This window comes from Nocardiopsis sp. NPDC058789 (genome assembly GCF_042745575.1).
Lineage (GTDB): Bacteria > Actinomycetota > Actinomycetes > Streptosporangiales > Streptosporangiaceae > Nocardiopsis > Nocardiopsis eucommiae.
Window position 1 is genome coordinate 163,196 of sequence record NZ_JBHYOW010000006.1, and the last position, 19,870, is coordinate 183,065.

Genomic DNA, 19,870 nt, shown 5'->3' on the forward strand with positions numbered 1-19,870 from the left:
GGAGGGTGTTCGGGACCGCAAGCCCCCCTGCGACGAGGGTGACTCAGGCCACTGTCGCACGGTCGCCGGGCGGGCGTCGGCGTGTTCGGGGAAACCGTCCCACGGGGCCGCCGACGGCGCCGGGGCGGCCGGGTCACACGCCGACCAGCCTCCTCCGGCTGCCGTCCCAGGTGAAGTGCAGGGTGGCGATACCCGGGACGTTCGGGTCCCGCAGGCACTCGTAGATGTTCAGGCTGGGGACGCTCGCGAAGCAGCCCCAGACGCGTTCGGACGTGAGCACGAAGTCCAGGTCGAGCTCGACCAGCAGGCCGAGCAGGCGTCCGTGGGTGGGTTCGTCCACCTTGGCGAAGGCGTCGTCCAGCAGGATCAGGCGCGGCGCCCAGGGCGCGCGGGCGGCCAGGGCGTCGAACTGGGCGGCGGCCGCCGCGAACAGCACGAGGTAGGCGACCACGCGCTGCTCTCCCTGGCTGAGAGCGGTGCGGTGGCCCAGACGGCGCTCGTCCCCGGCGGAGTCGGTGACGTAGACGGTGAAGACGAACCAGGACCGGTAGTCGAGCGCGGCGCGCAGCTGGGCGCCGCCGGTGGCGGTCGGGTCCAGTCGGCGGATCGCCTCGATGCAGCGGCGCAGGGCGTCCCGCAGGCGGGTGGTCTGGACCCGGGTGCGCTCCTCGGCGGGGGTCGCCAGCAGTGGGACGACCGCCTCGACGTCCGCCCCGGCGTCGGGCGCGAGGCTCCAGTCGAGGCGCACGCCGAGCCCGGCGGAGGTGGTGACGTCCTTGAGGACGTCGTTCATGGTCGCGATGAGCGCGCGGGCCTCGTCGATCTGGCGGGAGAGGTGGCCGGCGAGCTCACCCAGGAGGTGACGCTCGAAGGCCTCCTCCTCGGCCACGGCCACGGTCTCCTCGGCGCGCACGACGGCCTCCGCGACGCGTTCGGCGTAGGAGGTGACGTCGTGGGCGCCGTCCTCGTCGTGGACCGTGAGGCGTTTCACACCGCGCGGTTCGCTGAGCTCCGTGCGGGTCTGGGCCCAGCCCACCGAGGTCAGGAGTCGGTGCAGCTCCTCACGGCTGCCGAGGATGGCGCTGTCGTCGACCTCGTCGACGCCGTCCTGGTCGGCCAGGCCGTCCTCCAGCTGCGAGGTGAAGGACGCCAGGAGGGCCAGGCGCTCGTCCGGTCCGGTGGTCTCGGCCTCGGGGCCGCCGTGGACGGCGGCCAGGTAGCGGGCGAGGGGGGCGTCGCTCCCGGCGCAGTCCTCCAGCCCGGCGGCGCGGAGCAGCACGGCGTCGGGGACGGTGTCCTCGGTACCGGTGACGGCCGGGCTGTCGGGGTCGCCGACGGTGGTGACGGAGGAGACCAGGGCCTCCCCCGCCGCCAGGGCCCGGCGGACCTGTTCGGCGCGTTCGGTGGTCGCGACGTCGAGCCGGACCTCGGCGCTGACACGTTCGTCGCGGGCGCGCTGGGCGTCGCGTTCGAGTTCGGGGAGGCGCTCGGCCGCCTCCTTGGCACGTGCCTGGACCTGGGCGCGGGCGGCGTCGATCTGTTCCGGGGCCACGCCCCGGGCGCGGTCACCGAGCTCGAACTGGCGGCGCACGGTGATCATGTCGTCGATCGCGGCGGCGCGGGCGTCCTCGGCCAGGACCCGGGCCGCGCGGGTGCGGGACCATGCGCCGACGTGGCGTTCGTGGTCGGCCAGTTCCCAGGCGAGGACGTCGAGGTCGCGCAGGGCCGAGGCGATCAGGACCCGGAGGTGGTCCAGGGCGCGCAGGGCGCTGTCGAGTTCGGCGCGGACGGTGGGCAGGCGATGCTCCCGGGCGGCCTCGGCGAGCCGGGTGCGGATGTCGAGGAGCTCACCCCGGGTGGACTCGGCGGCGGCCTGGGCGGTCTCGTGGGCGCGGCGGGCGGCCGCCACGTCGGTCCGCGCGACGTCGAGGGTGGCCCAGGCACGGATGAGCGGAGCGGCCTCGGGCAGGTCGCGCGAGACCCCGAGCAGTTCGGTGTAGGAGTGCTCCACGGCCCAGCGGCGTTCCCCCGCCTCGGCCAGGAGGGCCTCCGCGATGGCCATGCGGCGGTCGGTGTTGGCCGACTGGCGGTCGCGGGCCCGCTTGCGGGCGGCCTCACCGATGAACTCGGGTTCGCTCTTGTGGTGGGCTCCGGAGGCCACTCCCAGCCGCCAGCCGCCGGAGAGCGACATGGAGCTGACGGTGGTCACGGCGCTGTCGCGGCGGTGCTTGGGCTCGGTCTCCTCAGCGCTGCCCGGCGTCTCGGAGTGCAGGGCGATGGACGACAGCAGGGCGCGGAGGTTGTCGCCGTGCGCGCCCCGTTCCGGGGCCGCGACGGGGACGAGGACGTCCAGGAGGGTGCGGCCCTTGGCCGGGCGGGCCGGGGTGACCATGAGGTCGCGGGTGGTGGGGTCGTAGAGCGTGCCGTCCGCGCGGATCCACCCGGAGAGGAGGCCGCTGGCCTCCAGTGCGGCCTCCAGTCCGGCCTGTTCGCGCGGGGTGAGGCCGTCGGCGAAGTCCACGGCCAGGTGGAAGGGGACGCCGTCGCCGTCCGGGCGCGGGTAGGTGGCCCAGGCGGGGCGGTCGGGCGCGCTGTCGGCGTTCCTGGCGCGGCGGGCGGCGAGGTCGGCCAGTTCGTCGGAGAGCTGGCCCTCCTCGTTGACGGCGACGTCGCGGCGGGCCCGCAGTTCTTCGAGGAGCGGGTCCACGGCGGTGTGCGCGAGGCGGGAGACGGCCGCCGGTACCTGGGGGTCCAGCACGCGCAGGGTGTCGGTGATGGGCAGTTCGACGCTGCCCTCCAGCTCGTGGATGGCCTCACCGAGCGCGTGGGCGTGGCTGGAGTCGCGCAGCCGGGCCGCCCAGGCGCGGACGCCGTCGGCGTAGGCGGTGCTCTCGGCGCGCAGGGCGGCGATGGCCTCCTGCTCGCGGGTGTGGGTGTGCTCCAGGACCGCCTCGGCGCTCTCCGCCTCGCTGGTGAGGGCGACCAGGCGGCGGTCGGTGGCGGCCTCGGCGGTGGTGAGGCCGGTCAGCCTCGTGGCGAGGTCGGCGCGGTCGGCGGCGGCGTCCGCGCTGGAGGTGAGCCGGTCGTGCAGACGGCCGAGGTGGTCGCGCAGGTCCGCGAGGTCGACACCCTCCACCGGGGCGCGCTCGACGGACTGTTCCAGCCCCTGGAGGTCGACCCGGGTGGCGCTCTCCCTGGGGGCGTGCACGGTGGTGCGGGCGTCGGGGACCTGGCCGAGCCCCTGGGTGGCGAGTCCGGAGGCGGTTGCGGCGCGCGCGGCTTCGAGGTGGGTCTGGCGCAGGACCTCCAGGGCCCGCTCGATGGCCGTGGTGTCCTCGCCCAGCCGCTCCACCGCGTGGGTCTCGGTGGTGGCGGCGTGCTCGGCGGCGGCCCAGGCGGCCTCGGCGGCGCGGATGTAGGCGCCGACGGCGGCGTCGTAGGCGCGGCGCTCGTTGGTGGTGGCGGTGGCGGCGGCGCCCTGGGCGGTGGCGAGGGTGCCGTCGTCGGCGTCGGCCGTGTCCCGGGTGCGGCGGGCCTGGTCGCGTTCCTCCGCGACCCGGCCCTCGGCGGTGATGAGGTCGTCCAGCTCGGCGCGCAGGCGGTCGGTCTCCTCGGTGCGGCGGGTGCACGCGTCGAGCTGTTCACGCACCTCCGAGGAGCGGGCGCGCAGGGTGTGCAGGAGGTAGCCGTGGTAGTCGCTGAGGAACGCGGCGACCCCGGCTCCGGCCTCGGTGAGCCCGTCCTTGTCGCTGCGGGCCTGTTCGAGGTCGGCGATGTTGCGGGCGACCTCGTCCAGGACGGACTCGTCCATGGGCGGCAGCGCCTCGGACAGCACGCCGACCAGTTCTCCGGCCTCCAGGCGGTCACCGATGGTGGGGCGGCGCAGACGGTAGAGCAGGTGGATGAGGTTGCGGTAGCGGACGGAGTCGTCGATCCCGAAGAGGTCGCGCATGACGCGGGCCCGGTAGGGAACGGCGCTGGTGAAGCAGTTGTCGGCGCCGATCTCCGAGCGCAGGCGGTCCACGGGCTTGGGACGGCCGTCCGTCACGAGGTCGAGGTCGTGGCCGACCCTGCGGTCGGTCACGAAGAACACGCAGCGCGGGTCGGCGTCCCCGACCGCCATGACGGCCGCGCCGAGGGTGAGGTGCCGGGGCGGGGCTCCGGGGGCGTCCTCGCCGTCGGTCTCCGCCGGGGTCCGGGCCGGGTCGGTGCCGTCGGCCGCCGTGGTCGCGTCGTCCTCCGGGGTCGCCGGGGGGTCGGCGGCCGGGGCGAGGGCCGCGAGCAGCGCCGAGGCGGTGGTGGGAGGGGCGGGGGTGAGGGCGCGCGCGGAGGTGGCGGAGTCCAGGCCGCGGTCGCCGCGCGCGGTGGTGAACTCGACCCACAGGTAGCCCAGGCGCGTGGCCGGCCCGGAGCCGGTGTCGGCGGGCGCGGTGCCGTCGTCCGGTTCCCCGTCCCCCTCCTCCTCAGGCTCGGCGGGCCCCCCGAGCAGGTCGGGGCCGGTGTCCTCCTCGACCGGACCGCGCGTGGAGCGGGGGTCGTCGGCCATCAGCCAGCGCAGGCTGGTGCGGTTGGTGCCGGTGGTGTCCAGGCGCCGGACGTCGCCGTCCAGCAGGAAGGGGAGCAGCATCTCCAGGGCCTTGGACTTGCCGGCGCCGTTGCGGCCGCGCAGCAGCAGCCGCCCCTCCGCGAAGTCCAGGACGTGGTCGTCGTACTGCCACACGTTTCTGATGCCCGCGCGTTCCAGGCGGTAGCGGGGGGAGTCGGCAGGATCAGCCGGAGCCGTCCCGGGGGCCTCGATCGTCTCCTGTGTCACCACTGGTCGCGCTCACCTTCTCGTTCGCCACCGCTTGCAGCACGGACGTCACCCGGTCGAGGTCGCCTCGGGGGCCGGTCTGGGGATCGGGTGCGTCCTCACCGGAACCACGCGGTCGCGCGGGGAGTGTCCGGCTGTCTTCGTCATTGTCCTGGATCAGCGGGACGCGCTCGTCCACGTCGGCGCCGAACCGGGCCCCGGCGGCCGTGAGCGCCCACGCACCGGGGCCTCCCGTGAGCAGCCCGAGACCGGTCAGGAGCTCCAGCACGAGGGCGGCCAACCGGTCCGGATCGGGGATCTCGGGTCCCGCGGCGCGCGCCCACTCGGCGCGGATCGGGGCGTCCTCGCCGCCGAGGGTCTCCAGCGCGCCCAGAAGTTCCAGGTCGGGGACGGGGACGGAGGTGGCGGGACGGCCGGGGTGCAGGCGGCCGGAGAGGTGGCGGACCAGGCTCAGCGCCGTGCGGCCCACGGGGTCGTCCGAGGGGAACCGCCCGGTCGCCTCGGCATCGTCCGGCATGACGAGCGCCACACCCTCGGCGCGGATCTCGGTGTCGCAGCCGAGCAGGTTGCCCAGAGCGGCGGCGGCCCGCCACTGGTGGGCGGCGAGACGGTCGCGCTGGCGGTCGGGAAGGTGTTCGCGGTAGACCACGGCGGTCTCGGCCAGGAGGCGCCGCAGGGCGATCTCGCCCGCCTGGTCCCCCTCCGGGTCCGGGTCCGCCGCGTCGGCCAGGAAGGAGTCCGGGTCGTCACCGGCCCTGGGGAGGTGCGCGGTGACGGCGCGCAGGGCGCCGGTGTGCGGGATGAGCCCGACGTCGTTCGCCGGGTCCGCCTGGTGGGCGCGGACGGTCCCGGAGGCCTCGCCGAGCGCTCCGAGGGCGACCAGGTGGTGCAGGGCCGCGCAGAAGGCGCGGCGTTCGCCGAGGCCCCTGGTGGGATCCGCGTCGATCCCGGCCTCGCGGGCGGCGGCGCGGACCCGGGAGGTGAGGGAGCGCGCGGTGGTGGGTCCGGTCTGCTCGACCAGGACCGCCAGCGCCAGCGCCAGGTAGGTGTGGGTCCGGGGGGTGAAGCGGGCGCCGGTGGACCTCGTGGCCGGGCGGACCACCTCGTCCACCAGACCGCGCTTGACCAGGCGGGCGTGTTCGTCGGCCACAGTCAGCCGGTAGCCGAGGACTCGCTGGAAGCGCTGGACGAGCCACTCGGCGTGCGAGCGCACGAGGGAGAACTCGGCCGGGTGGGTGCTCCGGGTGAGCAGGGGGCGGGCCATGAGGGCGCGGGCGGCGGCCTGCCGCTCACCGAGGAGGGCGGCGTCCTCGGTGTGTGCGCTGGTCTCCATCACTCCCACCTTCCGGTCGCGATGTCGATGGGGCCGGTGGTCTCCACGTCGGGATCGCGGTCGTCCGCGGGGTCGCGGTGGTCCTCCAGGGGGTCGTGCAGGACGTCCGCGGGCTCGCGCGGGTCGTTCACGGGGTCGTGCAGGACGTCCGCGGGCTCGCGCGGGTCGTTCACGGGGTCGTGCAGGACGTCCGCGGGCTCGCGGTGGGCCTGCACGGGCTGCCCGAGGACGTCCCCAGGGTCGCCAAGGACGTCCACCGGCTCGCGCGGGTCGTCGTGGGCCGGGGGCTCGGGGACCGCCAGGCTGTGCTGGCGCTCACCGGTCCGCGGCACGGCGTGCTGGTCATAGGACGTGACGCACAGGCTCAGGCCCTCCAGCGTCAGGTCTCCGCCCTCGCCCCGGATGGTGAGCTCCGCCCCGGGCGAGGCGTTGACGTGCAGGCGCAGTCCGAACTCCAGGTCCCCGGCCGAGGTGGGGCGGCGGGCGGCGTCACCGGAGCCGAGCGCGGCGGTGAGGAGCTCCATGAGGACCTCCATACCGGCGCCGGACAGGTCCAGGCGGGCACGGTCGGTGGTGGGTTCGGTGAGCAGCGAGCGGATCTGCTCGGCGCCCGCTCGGCGCCAGTGCGCCGAGGACTCGGCCGCGTCCCGCAGGCGGGCCTGCTGGGCGCGGTGGTCGCGCACGGGTTCGGGAGGGCGGGTCCCGGGGTGCTCGGTGACGGTGCTGCGGTCGGCCTCGGCGTGCCACCAGCTGGTGGTGGCCGCGACGGTGTCGTCGACCCGCCCCTCCAGGTGACGGGCGGGGTGCAGGGCGAAGGCCGCTGTGGCCAGCGCCTCGGCGCGGTCCGGTTCGGCGGCCTCGAACCACGTCGCCAGGCGCAGCAGAGCGGCGCGGCCGTGCCGTGGCACCGGCCGTTCACCGGTGCCCTGTCCGTCGTCCGCGCGGTCGTCCGCCCACTGGTTGAGTCCCACAACTCAGCAGACTAGAGACCTCCGGGGCTCGCCACGCCCGGTTCGGCCACCCCGGACCCCGGAGAAACGCCTTCCGCGCCCGACCTGACCAGCCCGTTCGAGAGTTTTCTCGACTTTGCGAGGATTCGTGGAAGCGGGCGCGGAGTCGAAGCTCACGTCGGTTGGTCCCCGGGGCCCTCCGGAAGGGTGAGGCGTCCGTCGTCCGCGTCGGCCAGGGCGTCCCGTTGTGCCTGGGGCATGTCGTCGTCGTACTCGGTGATCGAGTAGGTGGAGAAGAACCACAGCCCGTTGACCTCCACCGGGTCCCCGAGTTCCACCTCCACGTCGTAGGGGTCGTCCTGGCAGCCCTGGTCCATGCACCAGGTGCCCAGGACCTCGCCCTCGCCCCGGGCTCGGGTGTCGCCCCACTCGTCCCACTCCATGTCGGTGAAGGTCGTGGACGCCGTGGCGACGTAGACCTCCGGGCGCTGGTCCTCGAAGCCCTCCTCGTCGCCGTGCAGGTTGAGGACCTGGATCTCGCCCTGCGCGACGGGTCCGTCGCCGGGCGCCGGTGAGTCCGTGCCGGGGGCGTCGTCCTGCGCCGTCGGGCGGTCCTCGGGGGGCTCCTCCGACTGCCCGCAGGCCGTCAGCAGTGCCAGGACCGTCCCGACCACCAGGGCACGAGCCAGGGGTGTGGGCTTCAACCGACCTCCTCAGTTGGGTTCGCGACCATCCTCGTCGCGGAAGGCGGCGAGGCCCCCCGGCACACGCCGGGGGGCCTCGGACCCGCTCTGTTCCGTCACCGGAGCCCGGAGGCTCCGTCGACCACGCTCAGGTGATCAGTAGCCGTAGCCGTTGTCGTCCTCGTGGCCACGGTCGTGCTCGCCCTCGTCAGCGCTGTCGTGGCTGACGTTGGTGCTCGCCGGACCGTTGACGCAGTCGCCCGTGGTCTGCGGCGACAGGATCGGCACATTGGCGCCGACCAGGCCGACAGCCAGCTCGGTGTTGCACAGCTGAATCGGAACCAACTGGAGGTTCTGATTGAACTGCTGGTCGCCACCGTGCGAGGCCGAGGCCGGGGCGGCCGCGAGCATCGCGCCGAGCGCGACACCGGCGATCGCCGTGGCGGCGGTGAACCTACGCAGCATGGACGGCTCCTAGTCGATGTTGGTGCTGATCGGGCCGTTGACGCAGTCGCCCGTGGTCTGCGGCGACAGGATCGGCACGTTGACGCCGGCCAGGAGACCGACGGCCAGCTCGGTGTTGCAGAGCTGAACCGGAACCAGCTGCAGGTTCTGGTTGTACTGCTGGTCGCCACCGTGGGAGGCGGACGCGGGAGCGGCCGCGAGGATGGCGCCGAGAGCGACACCGGCGATGGCGGTGGCAGCGGTGAACTTACGCATTGTGGGGTTCTCCTAGTCGATGTTGGTGCTGATCGGGCCGTTGACGCAGTCGCCGGTGGTCTGCGGCGACAGGACCGGGACGTTCACAGCGACCAGACCGACGGCGGCGCTGGTGTTGCACAGCTGGACCGGGATGGCCTGGAGGTTCTGGTTGTACTGCTGGTCGCCACCGTGGGAACCGTGGGAAGCGGAGGCCGGGGTGGCGGCCAGAACGGCAGAGAAAGCAGCACCAGCGACGAGGCCGGCAACGCCGAGCTTACGCAGCATTGAATTACCCTTCAGAAAAGTTTGAGATATGCTCTCGGTCGAACCGATTGCCGGAACTAGCTGATGTTGGTGCCGATGGGCCCGTTCACGCAGTCGCCCGTGGTCTGCGGCGACAGGATCGGGATGGTCACGGCGACCAGGCCGACGCTGCCCGTCAGGTTGCAGGACTGGATCGGAACGAGCTGCAGGTTCTGGTTGAACTGCTGGTCACCACCGTGGGAGGCGGAGGCCGGAGCACCCATGAGGAGCGCGCCCATCGCGGCACCAGCGACCAGGCCAGCAGCGGTCAGCTTCTTGATCATGTTTCCCCCGAGAATTCAAGCGAGGCATTGACAGAAAAAGACGCAGGCGCTTTTGCACCTGTGTCGCGGTGGACTGAGGCAATCATCATCCGCCCCCCGATTTTTGTCAACGCCGAAACTCGGTCAGCTAATTGTCCAGATTGCCGGGTGCGCTCTTTTTGCCCTTGAATACAAAAGGGACGATCCAGTGATTTATCGCCACGCTTCGACCCTGCCGCAACGATCAAAGATCACACAGAGTGATCGAAGCGCACCCGGAGCGTGACCGTCTCGCAACTGCCCGAATCACCCGAGTCGCCATGAAGCGTGCCGCCGGAGACCCCACCCGAGCGGCCCGGCACTCCCGAGCAGGCGGACCCGACCCCGGACACGACGAAGCCCCCGGCACCTGTTTGGTGCCGGGGGCTCCGGTACTCCCTGTGGCGGGTGAAGGATTCGAACCTTCGAAGGCAAAGCCGACGGATTTACAGTCCGCTCCCATTGGCCGCTCGGGCAACCCGCCTGGGCTGCTGCGACGCCGTGGCGTCGCCGCGCAGGAACGACAATAGCGGATGATGGGCCCGAACCTGAAATCGTTTGCCGGGCGCGCCCCCGCGGGGCTCGTCAGGCGGGGGCCCGCACGGCGCGGCTAAGCTCTGAACCGGCCCGGACCGGGCCGGACGAGACGTACACGGGCGCCCCAGAGCGTCCGTGACCCATGAGACGTAGCGGGGTGTGAGAGTACGTGGCCGCCGAATCCAGTTTCGACGTGGTGTCCAAGCTCGACCGTCAGGAGGTCGACAACGCGCTGAACCAGGCGGGCAAGGAACTGTCCCAGCGGTTCGACTTCAAGGGGACGGGGACCACCATCGCCTGGCAGGGCGAGGACGGCATCGAGATCAAGAGCGGCTCCGAGGAGCGCGCCCTGGCCGCCCTGGAGGTCTTCAAGGAGAAGCTGGTCAAGCGCAAGCTCTCCCTGAAGATCCTGGACGCGGCCGAGGAGGCGAAGCCCTCCGGCAAGGAGTACCGCCTCCCGATCAGCCTCAAGGAGGGCATCTCCACCGAGGACGCCAAGAAGATCTCCAAGCTCATCCGGGACGAGGGCCCCAAGGGCGTCAAAGCCCAGATCCAGGGCGAGGAGCTGCGGGTCAGTTCCAAGAAGAAGGACGACCTCCAGGGCGTCATGAACCTGATCAAGGACAAGGACTTCGACCTGGCGCTCCAGTTCGTGAACTACCGCTAGGCACCGTCGAACGGCCGTCCTCCCCGCCTCCCCGGCAGGGGCGGGCGGCCGTCGCGTTCAGCCCAGGTCCCACCTGCGGCGCAGCTCACGGAGGCGCCGCACCCGCTCCTCCACCGGCGGGTGGGCGGCGAACAGGCGGCCCACGCCCCCGGGGAAGGGGTTGGTCGTCATCAGGTGCGAGGCGGCCAGGAGGGCGCGTTCGCGGGGCAGCGGGTAGTCGCGGTTCCCGGCCTCCAGCTTGAGCAGCGCGTCGGCCAGCCCCAGGGGGTCACCGGTGATCTCCGCCGCCCGCTCGTCGGCCCGGAACTCGCGCGCCCTCCCCACGCCGAAGTAGACGACCATCGCCGCCAGCGGGGCGAGCACCACCATCATCAGACCACCCAGCAGGTTGGGCAGGTCCGTCTCCTCGGAGTCCCCGAGCGGGATCAGGAACGAGACCGCGGTCAGGGCGGTGATGAGCGCGGTCAGCGTCGCCGCCACCGAACTGATCAGGGTGTCGTGCGCGCGGATGTGCGCCAGTTCGTGGGCGAGGACCCCGCGCAGCTCGCGTTCGTCGAGGGCGCGCAACAGGCCGGTCGTGCAGCACAGGGCGGCGCGGCGGGGGCTGTTACCGGTCGCGAAGGCGTTGGGTGAGCGCACCGGGGACAGGTAGAGCCGGGGCATGGGCTGCCGGGCGGCCGTGGCCAGCTCCCGCACCATCCGGTAGAGCTCGGGGCGTTCGATCTCGCTGACCGGGCGGGCCCGCATCGCACGGAGCGCCAGGGAGTTCCCGAACAGGTAGACGAGGATCCCCGCGCAGGCCACCAGAGCCACGGACGCCTGGAGACCCTTCTCCGCGCCGCACAGCCAGCCGACGACGACGGCGAGCGCCGAGACCCCGGCGAACAGGCCGACCGCGCGGATCGCGTTGACGTGCACGCGCCCTCCTTCCGCTGTTCGCCGCTGCCCGGCTCCGGATGCGTACATGTGACGAACGTGCGGGTCCGCGTCTTGCGTTCCCCATGTGACCAGCTGTCGGTCACATCCCGCTTCCAACCCCGATTCGGAGGGGTTGTGACAATGGCCACCCACCCCGTCGCGGCCTCGGGACGACGACCTATAGTGCGAGCGTGGCCCTTGTCACTCCGAACACCACGGGGACGGGACGGCGCTCCGACGGGGCGGGCGTCCCCTTCGAGGTGATCGGGGGGCCGAGTCGTCGGAGGCGCGAGCCGAGGTCGGCACGGTCGCGGACCGAGACCGCCGAAACACCACCCGGGGTTGGCGCACCCAGGGCGTGTGGGGGCCACGCCGTCCTCCTGCCCCCGATCCAGGCACCCGGCCCGTGACGGTGAGGTTCGGCCGGGGGTAGACACCACAGCGCCGCCGCCCGTCACGACCGGCGGCTGACCAAGGAGGTCTTCGATCTCAGTGGCCAAACAGACCGAGCAGCTCGACCGGGTCATCATCCGGTTCGCCGGGGACTCCGGCGACGGGATGCAGTTGACCGGTGACCGCTTCACCCAGGAGACAGCGTCGTTCGGCAACGACCTCTCGACCCTGCCGAACTTCCCCGCCGAGATCCGTGCCCCCGCCGGGACCCTCCCCGGCGTCTCCAGCTTCCAGCTCCACTTCGCCGACCACGACATCATGACTCCGGGCGACGCCCCGGACGTGCTGGTGGCGATGAACCCCGCCGCGTTGAAGGCCAACCTCGGTGACCTGCCCCGGGGCGCGACCGTCATCGTCAACACCGACGAGTTCACCAAGCGCAGCCTGGCCAGGGTCGGCTACGCGGTCGACCCGCTCACCGACGGCACCCTGGACGGGTTCCACGTGAGCGCGGTGGGCCTCACCTCGATGACGGTGGCCGCCCTGGAGGGGTCCGGCCTGTCCAAGAAGGACGCACAGCGCGCGAAGAACATGTTCGCGCTGGGGCTGTTGTCCTGGATGTACAACCGGCCGACGGAGGGCACGACCTCGTTCCTGAGGTCGAAGTTCGCCAGCAAGCCGGACATCCTCGCCGCCAACCTGACGGCGTTCCGGGCCGGGTGGAACTTCGGGGAGACCACGGAGGACTTCGCGGTCTCCTACGAGATCAAGCCCGCGAAGCTCCCCCCGGGCACCTACCGCAACATCACCGGGAACCTGGCCACCGCCTACGGGCTGATCGCCGGGTCGCGGCGGTCGGGGCTGCCCCTGTTCCTGGGGTCGTACCCGATCACCCCGGCCTCCGACATCCTGCACGAGCTCTCCCGGCACAAGCGGTTCGGCGTGCGCACGTTCCAGGCGGAGGACGAGATCGCGGGGGTCGGCGCGGCCATCGGGGCCTCGTTCGGCGGCTCCCTCGGTGTGACGACCACCTCCGGCCCGGGCATGGTGCTCAAGCAGGAGGCCCTCGGGTTGGCGGTCATGACCGAGCTCCCGCTGGTCGTCGTGGACGTGCAGCGCGCCGGGCCCAGCACCGGCATGCCCACCAAGACCGAGCAGACGGACCTCCTGATGGCGCTGTACGGGCGCAACGGCGAGTCCCCCGTGCCGGTCGTGGCCCCCTCCTCCCCCGCCGACTGCTTCGACGCGGCGCTGGAGGCGGTCCGGCTGGCGGTGCGGTACCGGACCCCGGTGATCGTGCTCTCCGACGGCTACCTGGCCAACGGCTCGGAGCCCTGGCGGCTGCCCGAGGTGGCGGAACTGCCGGTGATCGAGCCCGGCTTCGCCACGGAGCCCAACGGACCGGACGGGGAGTTCCTGCCGTACCTGCGTGACGAGGACACCCTGGCCCGCCCGTGGGCGGTGCCGGGCACGGCGGGCCTGGAGCACCGGATCGGGGGGATCGAGAAGCACGCGCGGACCGGCGACATCTCGTACACGCCGGACAACCACGACCTCATGGTCCGCACCCGGCAGGCGAAGGTGGACGCCATCGCCAGGGACATCCCCGAACTGGAGGTGTCCGACCCCACGGGCGACGCGGACGTGCTCGTGCTGGGCTGGGGCGGCACCTACGGGTCGATCACCGCGGCCGTGCGCCGGATCCGGCGTTCGGGGGGCCGGGTCGCCCAGGCGCACCTGCGCCACCTCAACCCCTTCCCGGCCAACCTCGGTGCGGTGCTGCGGAGCTACGACCGGGTCGTGGTCCCGGAGATCAACCTGGGCCAGCTGTCGCTGCTGCTGCGCGGCCGGTTCCTGGTGGACGTCATCGGATACAACAAGGTCCGCGGCCTGCCGTTCAAGGCGGAGGAGCTCGCGGACGTGCTGCGGGAGGTCATCGACCGTGACTGAGACGAACGGGACGGTCCCGGCCGGGCTGCGGCTGGTGCCCAGGACCGACACCGAGTACCGGATGAAGGACTTCAAGTCCGACCAGGAGGTGCGCTGGTGCCCGGGGTGCGGCGACTACGCGATCCTGGCCGCCTTCCAGTCGTTCCTGCCTCAGCTGGGCGTGCCCCGCGAGAACATCGTGATGGTGTCCGGGATCGGCTGCTCCTCGCGTTTCCCGTACTACCTGAGTACCTACGGCGTGCACTCGATCCACGGGCGCGCCCCGGCGATCGCGACGGGGTTGGCGGCCAGCCGCCCGGACCTGTCGGTGTGGGTGGTCACGGGGGACGGTGACGGCCTGTCCATCGGCGGCAACCACCTGATCCACGCGCTGCGCCGCAACGTCAACATCAACGTCCTGCTGTTCAACAACCGCATCTACGGGCTGACCAAGGGCCAGTACTCCCCCACCTCGGAGCCCGGGAAGATCACCAAGTCCTCCCCGGTGGGCTCGCTGGACCACCCCTTCAACCCGGTGTCGCTGGCGCTGGGCGCCGAGGCGAGCTTCGTGGCGCGGACCGTCGACTCCGACCGCAAGCACCTGACCTCGGTGCTGCGGGCGGCGGCCGACCACCCCGGAGCGTCGTTCGTGGAGATCTACCAGAACTGCCCGATCTTCAACGACGACGCGTTCGAACCGTTGAAGGACCCGGCCGCGCGTGACCTGCGGCTGCTGCGCCTGGAACACGGCGAGCCGCTGCGGCTGGGCCCGGACCGCGGGGTGGTGGCGGACGGGTTCGGCGGCCTGGAGGTCGTGGACGTGGCGTCGGTGGACGAGGACCGGCTGATCCGGCACGACGCGCATCGCCCGGACCCGGGGTACGCGTTCGCGCTGTCCAGACTGGACCAGCCCGCCTTCGAGCACGTACCGGTCGGGGTGTTCCGGGACGTGCGGCGGCCGGTCTACGACGAGCTGCTGAACCAGCAGGTGGACGAGGCCCGGGCCGAGCGCGGCGAGGGTGATCTGGGGGCGCTGCTCGCCAGCGGGGACACCTGGACCGTGGACTGACCGTTCCCGGGTGACCTGTTCCCCCGGGCGGCGTCGGGAAGTTCACCGCCGCCGCCCGGGGGTTCCTCCCGGTGTGTCCGTGTCCCAGGCAATACGCTGCCCCCATGCGTATCGTCATCGCCGGTGGACACGGGAAGATCGCACTGCGGCTGGCCAGGCTTCTGGCCGCCCGCGGTGACCAGCCCGTCGCCCTCATCCGCAACCCCGACCACACCCAGGACGTCGTCGACGCCGGAGCCGAACCGGTCGTCATCGACCTCGAGAAGGCCACGGTCACCGAGTTGACCGAGAGGATCATGGGCGCCGACGCGGTGGTGTTCGCCGCCGGCGCCGGACCGGGCAGCGGCGCGGCCCGCAAGTCCACGGTGGACCACCAGGCGGCCTCCCTGACAGCGAACGCGGCCGCTCTGGCCGGGGTACGCCGCCTGGTGCAGGTCTCCGCGATCAACGTGGACCAGCCGGTGCCGGAGGGCACCGACGAGGTGTGGGCGGCGTACGTGGCGGCCAAGAAGGCGGCCGACGACGACCTGCGGGAGCACGACCTCGACCTGGACTGGACCATCCTGCGCCCCGGTCGGCTGACCGACGGGGCCGGAACCGGCCGGGTGGACCTGGGCGAGTCCGTGGAGCGCGACTCGGTGACCCGCGACGACGTCGCCGCCGTGATCGTTGCCCTTCTGGACGAACCGGGCACGGCCAAGCGGGTTCTCAACCTGGTGAACGGTGAGACACCCGTCGTCGAGGCGGTCCGCGCCGTCGCCGGCTGACCCCGGCCCCGGGCGCCGGTGACGGTGCCCGGGGCCGTCGGTTCCCGGTACCGCCTCGGCGGTTCCACGGCGGTTTCCGTCGCCGGTGGCGGTTCCGGCCTTCTGTGGCCAGATGCCCTCATAGGAGGCATGATGGAAGCGGAGCCCGGCGGAATCCCGCCACGGTGGACGCGGACGACCGGGAACGACCCCGACGGGTGAAGCAGCTCCGCAGAGCAGATGGGTACGGTTATTCATGAGCGTCACGCAGGTCGTGAGGGACAGCACTGTCGTCGAACACGCCAAGGTCGCCGCGCAGCAGAAGCGTCGGATGTTCATCATCCAGCTCGAGGTCAACGCCTATGACGAGGCCTCCAGCAAGCTGCGGCCGGGGCTGACCCGCATCCTCGAGGGCATCGAGGAGGCCGGGTGGCGGCTGGAGCTGATCACCCCCAGCGAGACCGGTGAGTCCGCCGCCGCGCGCCTGTTCATCTTCCGCCCGGACACCGCGAAGAAGGAGTCCGAGCAGGCCGAGGCCCCGCAGGCCCAACAGCAGGTGCCGCAGGACCAGTCCGGTCAGCAGCAGCCCTACCAGCACCACCCCACGGGCGCTCAGCAGCAGGACCCGTACGCGGGTTACGGACAGGGCTACGGCCAGCAGCCGCAGCAGTACCCCGGCTACGACCCGCAGCAGTACCCGGGTTACGGTCAGCAGCAGCCGGGCTATGGCCAGCAGCCCGGCTATGGGCAGCAGTACCCGGGTTACGGACAGCAGCAGGGCTGGTAGCCGAACCCCCTCCCGAACGAAGGGGCCCACACGGTGTGACCGTGTGGGCCCCTTTCTCGTGTCCGCGTTCGCCCGCCTACGGCGATCCAAGTCGGACAGAAGCGGGTTCCGATGCAATTGCCGGAAGTTCGACCGCGCCTCTCTTTCGGTTGTGTAACGCAGGTGGCGACCAAGGAATGACATGTCCGCCATGTCCGGTGCGAAGCCGAAGAAACTCCTGAGAAACTCTGGACTCTTCCCGAAAATCACTTCGAGCACGTGCCCAGCTACGCTAAGTTAATTACGGCGGCCGCAGCCAACGTGTTTTGCACTTCCGAAAGGTAACCACCATGTCCCGTATCGCCAAGGTTTCCGGATTCGTCCTCGCCACCGGTCTCGCCTTCGGAGCCCTCACCGGGACCGCCGCGGCCGACAACAACGCCCAGATCCAGAACATCACGATCCCGATCTGCCTCGACGTCCTCAAGGCCTCCGGGTTCAGCGCGAGCGGCTGCAACGTCGTCGACTGGAACTCCACCTCGGGCATCGCCGTCCACGACTAGGCCACTGCCGTCGCGCGACCCCCCGTAAGACCACCCAGATCCACCTGAGAAACACCAATCGAAAGGGAATCAACCATGAAGCGCATCACCGCCGTCTCCGGTCTCATCCTCGCCACCGGCCTCGCCCTGGGCGCCATGACCGGCACCGCCGCCGCCGACAACAACGCCCACATCCAGAACATCACCGTGCCGATCTGCGCCGACGTGATCTCCTTCGCGGGCTTCAGCTCCGAGGGCTGCAACGTCGTCCACAACAACATCACCTCCGGCATCGCCGCCTTCGACTGGTAGTTCCGGCTCCGGGCACGGGAACGACGCGGGGCACGGTGATCTCTCACCGTGCCCCGCGTTTCGCGTGTTCAGCCCCGCAGACGCCCACGACCGCGCCCTCGGCGGGGTCCGTGACCAGCCGGGCGTGCGTCCCGGTGTCGTAGCGCGTGGTCCCGTAGCGGAGCTTGGCCCGCTCGATCCCCTCCGGCCGGAAGCCCGCCCGCTGGGCGACCAGACAGGAACCGGGGTTGTTCACCCGGTGCCCCGTCTCCACCCGGTAGAGGTCGAGCCGGTCGAAGGCGAACTCCGTGACCAGGCGGGCCCCACCCGAGGCCACGCCCCGGCCCTGCTCGGCCGGGTGCGTCCAGTACGACAGCCAGCCCAGTCCGTGCCTGCGGCTGGTCACCGAGACCTGTGCGTGCCCCAGGACCCGGTCCGTCCCGTCGACCACCGCGAACCCGTGGACGTCGCCCTCCCCGGCCAACCTCCCGCAGCGCGCGATCCACTCCAGGGCATCGTCACGCGTGCGCGGCACCTCCGGCTCCTGCCAGGCCAGCTCGTCCCAGCGGAAGGCCTCCAGCAACCGGTCGGCGTCGCCCCGGTTCCACTCACGTAGGCGGTACAAGCACAACCCCTCTCCCCGACGGTCCAGATCGCGCCAACCTAGAACCGCCGCGCGGCCGAGGCAAGCCCTTTTGTCCCCTCGGCGCGGTCCCGACGTGTCACGTGGGGGCGGGGGTGGTACGTCTTACCCGACATGACGACGACAGAGGTCTTCGAAGCCCACCGGTCCCTGCTGACCGGGGTCGCCTACCGCATCCTGGGGACGGCCGCCGACGCCGAGGACGTGGTCCAGGAGGCGTGGCTGCGGTGGTCCGGCGTGCCCGGGGACGAGGTGGACAACCCCCGCGCCTACCTGGTCACAGTGGTCTCCCGGCTGTCCATCGACCGGCTGCGCAGGGCCAGCGCCCAGCGCGAGACCTACGTGGGCGAGTGGCTACCCGAGCCGGTCAGCGACCTGCCCGACGCCGCCGAACGCGCCGAGCTCGCGGATTCGGTGGAGTTCGCCCTCATGGTGGTGCTGGAGACCCTCAGCCCCCTGGAGCGGGCGGTCTTCGTCCTGCACGAGGCCTTCCAACTGCCCTACGCGCAGATCGCCGAGGTCATCGGCCGGAGCGAGGACGCCACCCGACAGCTGGCCCGGCGCGCGCGGGACCACGTACGGGAGCGCCGCCCCAGGTTCGAGGCCGACCGGGCCCAGCGCCGCCTCATGACCGAACGCTTCCTCCGGGCGTGTCTGGAGGGTGACCTGGACGGGCTCACGGGGATGCTCGCCGACGACGCCACGATGGTGAGCGACGGGGGCGGCAGGGCCCGGGCTCCGCTGCGGGTGCTGCACGGCGCCCGGAAGGTGGGCCGGTTCCTCACCGCGGTCTCAGAGGAGCGCAACGTGTCGCGCTTCCTCAGGTCGGTGGGCGTGGACACCAGGGAGGAGTTGTCCACGGAGGTCACCGAGGTGAACGGCGGGCCCGCCGCGCTGGTCGCCGCCGGGGGCGCCCCGGTGCTCCTGCTGGCGCTGGACGTCTTCGAGGACCGGGTACGGCACGTGTACCTGATGGCCAATCCGGACAAGATGTCACGTCTGCGGGTCCCCGATCCGTCCTAGGGGCATGGACATCACCGTTGTGGGCGGTGGCCTCGCCGGACTGACCGCGGCCATCGCCAGCGCCGAACTCGGCGCGAACGTCACCTTGTGGGAGTCCCACCGGACGCTGGGCGGGCGGGCCCGCTCCACCGAACCGCCGTACGTGGCCAACGACGGCCCGCACGTGCTGTACTCCGACTCCGCGCCCTACGCCTGGCTGCGCGAGCGCGACCTCGTGCCACGTGCGCGGGCGATGCCCGCGCGGGCCGCCCTGGGGGTGCGCTGGCGGTACCGGGGCTCGCTCGGCGGGCCCCCGGCGGCCGTGCTCCGCGCCGCCGCCCGCCGGGGGCTGCGCGCCCCGCACGACCGCGACTTCGGCTCGTGGGCGTCGGAGGAGCTGGGCGCCGAGTCCGCGCGGGCGGTGGGCGCCATGATGGGCGTGGCCCTCTTCCACGCGGAACCCGGGACGCTGTCCGCGGCCTTCGTGTGGGAACGGTTCCTGCGGGTGACCCGCCCGGCGTGGCCCTCGGCCCGGTACGTGGTCGGCGGCTGGTCCGCGCTGGTGGACCACCTCGCCGACCGGGCCCGTGAGGCGGGGGTGCGGATCGAGCCGGGGTCCCGGGTCGACGGTCGACCGCAGGGGACGGCGATCGTGGCCACGTCCCTGGACTCCGCGCGCGCTCTGCTCGGTGACCCCTCCCTGACCTGGCAGAGCGGCCACACACTCATGGTCGACCTGGGTGTCCGGCGCCGCTCCGGGGACCCGTTCCTGGTGTTCGACTCGGACGAGTGCGGGTTCCTGGAGCGCTACAGCGTCGTCGACCCGACCCTCGCCCCGACCGGCGAGGACCTCGTCCAGGCCCAGCTGCCGGTGCGCCCCGGCGAGTCGCGCGCGGCGACCACCGCGCGCCTGGAGGGGTTGCTCGACACCGCCTTGGCCGGCTGGCGGGACCGGCTGACCTGGCGGCGCGACCAGGTGGCCCGGGGCCGCACCGGCGCCCTGGACCCGCCCGGCACGACGTGGCGGGACCGGCCCGCCATCGACCGGGGCGATGGCCTCTACCTGGCCGGGGACGCGGTGGCCGCACCCGGGCTGCTGGGCGAGGTGGCCCTCACCAGCGCGGTGCGCGCCGCCGAGCTGGCCACCGGCCGGAGCACGTCCCGCACCGGCGCGGGTTCGGGGGCGGGCAGGGGCTGACCCTCCGGGCCGGGGCGTCCACGCGGGGCGAGCACGGTCCGACCCCACGGCCCGGGTGCCCGTGCGGGGCGGGGACCACTCAG

General features: G+C 72.3%; 19 protein-coding genes and 1 tRNA gene. 9 read left to right on the forward strand and 11 right to left on the reverse strand.

What is annotated here, in order from left to right:
- Positions 1-133 precede the first annotated feature (133 nt).
- From ACFW3L_RS10425 to ACFW3L_RS10465, 9 genes are all read right to left on the reverse strand, one after another.
- The gene (locus ACFW3L_RS10425) at positions 134-4,816 is read right to left on the reverse strand and encodes an SbcC/MukB-like Walker B domain-containing protein (RefSeq protein WP_378738582.1); all 4,683 of its coding nucleotides are present in this window, start codon (positions 4,814-4,816) and stop codon (positions 134-136) included.
- Complete coding sequence (locus tag ACFW3L_RS10430; RefSeq protein ID WP_378738584.1) at positions 4,770-6,146, reverse strand: TIGR02678 family protein; 1,377 nt, start codon at positions 6,144-6,146, stop codon at positions 4,770-4,772. Before ACFW3L_RS10430 ends, ACFW3L_RS10425 begins: the two co-directional genes overlap by 47 nt.
- Entirely contained in the window at positions 6,146-7,117 is a 972-nt protein-coding gene (locus tag ACFW3L_RS10435) for a DUF2397 family protein (protein ID WP_378738586.1), read from the reverse strand. Before ACFW3L_RS10435 ends, ACFW3L_RS10430 begins: the two co-directional genes overlap by 1 nt.
- A 152-nt stretch (positions 7,118-7,269) precedes the next feature.
- Positions 7,270-7,800 carry a hypothetical protein gene (locus ACFW3L_RS10440; protein WP_378738588.1) on the reverse strand — a complete coding sequence of 177 codons (531 nt, stop codon included), beginning with the start codon at positions 7,798-7,800 and terminating at the stop codon, positions 7,270-7,272.
- Positions 7,801-7,935: 135 nt separating this feature from the next.
- Complete coding sequence (locus ACFW3L_RS10445) at positions 7,936-8,244, reverse strand: hypothetical protein (RefSeq protein WP_378738590.1); 309 nt, start codon at positions 8,242-8,244, stop codon at positions 7,936-7,938.
- Between the two features lie 9 nt (positions 8,245-8,253).
- Positions 8,254-8,499, reverse strand: a complete 246-nt coding sequence (locus ACFW3L_RS10450; protein ID WP_378738592.1) for a hypothetical protein — start codon at positions 8,497-8,499, stop codon at positions 8,254-8,256.
- Between the two features lie 12 nt (positions 8,500-8,511).
- Entirely contained in the window at positions 8,512-8,766 is a 255-nt protein-coding gene (locus ACFW3L_RS10455) for a hypothetical protein (RefSeq protein ID WP_378738594.1), read from the reverse strand.
- A 56-nt stretch (positions 8,767-8,822) separates the two neighbouring features.
- Positions 8,823-9,068 (reverse strand): hypothetical protein, encoded by a 246-nt coding sequence (locus ACFW3L_RS10460; protein ID WP_378738596.1) that lies wholly within the window; start codon positions 9,066-9,068, stop codon positions 8,823-8,825.
- A gap of 420 nt (positions 9,069-9,488) precedes the next feature.
- Positions 9,489-9,570 (reverse strand) — tRNA-Tyr (locus ACFW3L_RS10465).
- 222 nt (positions 9,571-9,792) lie between these two features.
- On the opposite strand from ACFW3L_RS10465, the gene ACFW3L_RS10470 reads away from it, so the two are divergent.
- Positions 9,793-10,290 (forward strand): YajQ family cyclic di-GMP-binding protein, encoded by a 498-nt coding sequence (locus tag ACFW3L_RS10470; RefSeq protein ID WP_378738598.1) that lies wholly within the window; start codon positions 9,793-9,795, stop codon positions 10,288-10,290.
- Positions 10,291-10,347: 57 nt separating this feature from the next.
- On the opposite strand, the gene ACFW3L_RS10475 is transcribed toward ACFW3L_RS10470, so the two are convergent.
- Positions 10,348-11,208, reverse strand: a complete 861-nt coding sequence (locus ACFW3L_RS10475) for a M48 family metalloprotease (RefSeq protein WP_378738600.1) — start codon at positions 11,206-11,208, stop codon at positions 10,348-10,350.
- A gap of 492 nt (positions 11,209-11,700) precedes the next feature.
- Between ACFW3L_RS10475 and ACFW3L_RS10480 the strand changes: the two genes are divergently transcribed.
- The 6 genes from ACFW3L_RS10480 to ACFW3L_RS10505 all read left to right on the forward strand — a co-directional run bounded on the left by ACFW3L_RS10480 (position 11,701) and on the right by ACFW3L_RS10505 (position 16,965).
- On the forward strand, positions 11,701-13,551 hold the full coding sequence (locus tag ACFW3L_RS10480; RefSeq protein WP_378738601.1) for a 2-oxoacid:acceptor oxidoreductase subunit alpha: 1,851 nt from the start codon (positions 11,701-11,703) through the stop codon (positions 13,549-13,551).
- Positions 13,552-13,612: 61 nt separating this feature from the next.
- Positions 13,613-14,599: a 2-oxoacid:ferredoxin oxidoreductase subunit beta gene (locus ACFW3L_RS10485; RefSeq protein WP_378739060.1), complete on the forward strand. Its 987-nt coding sequence runs from the start codon at positions 13,613-13,615 to the stop codon at positions 14,597-14,599.
- A gap of 104 nt (positions 14,600-14,703) precedes the next feature.
- A complete protein-coding gene (locus ACFW3L_RS10490; RefSeq protein ID WP_378738603.1) occupies positions 14,704-15,366 on the forward strand; it encodes an NAD(P)H-binding protein in 663 nt (220 codons plus the stop codon).
- A 235-nt stretch (positions 15,367-15,601) separates the two neighbouring features.
- Positions 15,602-16,132: a hypothetical protein gene (locus ACFW3L_RS10495; RefSeq protein WP_378738605.1), complete on the forward strand. Its 531-nt coding sequence runs from the start codon at positions 15,602-15,604 to the stop codon at positions 16,130-16,132.
- Between the two features lie 329 nt (positions 16,133-16,461).
- Positions 16,462-16,674, forward strand: a complete 213-nt coding sequence (locus ACFW3L_RS10500) for a hypothetical protein (RefSeq protein ID WP_378738607.1) — start codon at positions 16,462-16,464, stop codon at positions 16,672-16,674.
- 75 nt (positions 16,675-16,749) lie between these two features.
- On the forward strand, positions 16,750-16,965 hold the full coding sequence (locus ACFW3L_RS10505; protein ID WP_378738609.1) for a hypothetical protein: 216 nt from the start codon (positions 16,750-16,752) through the stop codon (positions 16,963-16,965).
- 43 nt (positions 16,966-17,008) lie between these two features.
- Here the strand turns inward: ACFW3L_RS10505 and ACFW3L_RS10510 are convergent, their stop codons facing one another.
- Positions 17,009-17,569, reverse strand: coding sequence for a GNAT family N-acetyltransferase (locus ACFW3L_RS10510; RefSeq protein WP_378738611.1), 561 nt, complete (start codon positions 17,567-17,569; stop codon positions 17,009-17,011).
- Positions 17,570-17,701: 132 nt separating this feature from the next.
- Here ACFW3L_RS10510 and sigJ point away from each other — a divergent pair, with 132 nt between their 5' ends.
- On the forward strand, positions 17,702-18,610 hold the full coding sequence (gene sigJ / locus ACFW3L_RS10515; RefSeq protein WP_378738613.1) for an RNA polymerase sigma factor SigJ: 909 nt from the start codon (positions 17,702-17,704) through the stop codon (positions 18,608-18,610).
- Positions 18,611-18,614: 4 nt separating this feature from the next.
- Positions 18,615-19,787, forward strand: coding sequence for an NAD(P)-binding protein (locus ACFW3L_RS10520; RefSeq protein ID WP_378738615.1), 1,173 nt, complete (start codon positions 18,615-18,617; stop codon positions 19,785-19,787).
- Positions 19,788-19,870: the final 83 nt, after the last annotated feature.